1 pseudogene is annotated in these 2,245 nt (G+C 59.7%); it reads right to left on the reverse strand.

The features are described 5' to 3' along the window. A pseudogene (locus F7231_RS27025) lies at positions 1–2,245 on the reverse strand (hypothetical protein); the annotation flags it as partial.

Below are 2,245 nucleotides of genomic sequence, written 5' to 3' on the forward strand. Positions count from 1 at the left end.
GCTCACTGGCGTCCCCATCGTTACCAGCGTAGTGCTGGCTTGCAGGCTCAGCAGTGGCTGCTCCAGCACCGTTACCGTTCCGACAGCGAACGTACTTGAGGTCGCCGTAGTACAGGTGGCCGTGTAGCTGGTGGTCTGAGTGAGCGCCCCAGTGTTGAGGACTGCATCCGTCGTGCCCGTATTCCAGCTTACCGAACCGGCACAACCAAGTGCTGATAGGCTGGCGGTGGTGCCATAGCAGATCGTCGCTGAAGTAACTATCAGATTTGCCGGTGGTGCTGTGTTAACGACAATGCTAGCCGAAGTAAAGCAGCCCGGTCCCGTCGTACAAGTTGCCGAATAGGTTTGGGTGGCTAGCGTTGGCGTAACGGTGATAGAGCTACCCGTCTGGTTGGTTGACCAAGTAACCGTACCTGCGCAACCAATAGCTGATAGACTAACGGGTGTGCCTGTAGTCACTAGTGTTGCACTAGCCTGCAGGCTGAGCACTGGCTGAGCTAGTACCGTTACAGTTCCGACTGCAAACGTGCTAGAGGTGGCTGTGGTGCAGGTGGCGGTGTAACTGGTGGTCTGGGTCAGCACGGGCGTCGTCAGAGACGTTCCTGTAGTGCCCGTATTCCAGCTAATGGTTCCGGCACACCCAGCGGCAGTGAGCGTGGCCGAACTGCCGTAGCAAATGGTAGCTGAGGTTACGATCAGGTTGGCCGGCTCTTCGGTAGTGATGACAAGGCTAGCCGAAGTGAAGCAGCCCGGGCCCGTGGTACAGGTGGCACTGTAGATCTGAGTGGCCTGGATTGGGCTCACCGTAATGCTGGCCCCTGTAGCCCCTGTGCTCCAGGTGATGGTGCCCGAACAGCCCATGGCCGATAGGGTCACAGGGGTGCCTACCGTCACTAGTGTCGAGCTGGCCTGCAGGCTGAGCAGGGGCTGAGCCAGTACCGTCACCGTAGCGACGGCCGTGGCCGTTGAGCCCGTGCTGGTCGTGCAGTTGGCCGTGTAGCTGGTAGTGTTTGTCAGGGCAGGGGTCGTTATAGACGTACCCGTGGCTCCTGTGCTCCAGGTGACTGTGCCTACACAGCCTGACGTGCTCAGGGTCGCCGTGCTGCCGTAGCAGATGGTTGCGCTGTTGACTGAGAGGGTGGCTGGCGGGGCGGTGTTGATGACGATATTGGCCGTGGTGAAACAGCCCGGTCCGGTGGTACAAGTCGCACTGTAGGTTTGAGTGGCCTGACTTGGGTTCACGGTGATGGTGCTACCCATCTGACTCGTTGACCAACTCACCGTACCCTGGCAACCAATGGCCGACAGGCTAACGGGCGTGTTGACGGTTACCAGTGTGGAACTGGCTTGCAGGCTGAGCACCGGCTGAGGTAGTACTGTCACCGTAGCTACGGCGAACGTACTTGAGGTGGCGGTGGTACAAGTGGCCGTGTAATTCGTGTTGCTGGTCAGGGTCGGAGTCGTCAGAGACGTACCCGTGGCTCCATTGCTCCAGGTCACCGTACCGTTGCACCCTAATGCAGACAGACTAGCAGTGCTACCGTAACAGATGGTAGCTGAAGTGACAACCAAACTCGCCGGCGGGGCAGTATTAATGACAATGCTGGCTGTGGTGAAACAAGCTGGCCCTGTCGTACAGGTGGCTGAATACGTCTGAGTGGCTTGGATCGGGGTCACCGTGATGCTGGCCCCCGTGACCCCTGTACTCCAGGTGATGGTGCCCGAACAACCGATGGCCGAGATGTTTACGGGAGTGCCGGTGGTTACCAGCGTTGAGCTGGCTTGCAGGCTGAGCAGAGGCTGAGCCAGTACCGTTACCGTCGCCACGGCCGTGGCCGTTGAGCCCGTGCTGGTCGTACAGGTGGCCGTGTAGCTGGTGGTGTTGGTCAGAACAGGTGTCGTCAGGGACGTACCTGTGGTGGCGTTGCTCCAGGTGACTGTGCCCACACAGCCCGAAGTGCTCAGGGTCGCCGTGCTGCCGTAGCAGATGGTTGCGCTGTTGACTGAGAGGGTGGCTGGCGGGGCGGTGTTGATGACGATGCTGGCCGTGGTGAAACAGCCTGGGCCCGTGGTACAGGTGGCACTGTAGGTCTGGCTGGCCAGAGTCGGGGTCACGGTAATAGTGCTGCCCGTTGTGCCGTTGCTCCAACTAACTGTCCCCTGGCAACCAATGGCAGACAGGCTAACGGGCGTGTTGACGGTTACCAGTGTGGAACTGGCTTGTAGGCTCAGCACCGGTCTAGGT

The sequence above is a fragment of the Fibrivirga algicola genome (assembly GCF_011742925.1).
In the GTDB taxonomy this organism is placed as follows: Bacteria; Bacteroidota; Bacteroidia; order Cytophagales; family Spirosomataceae; genus Fibrella; species Fibrella algicola.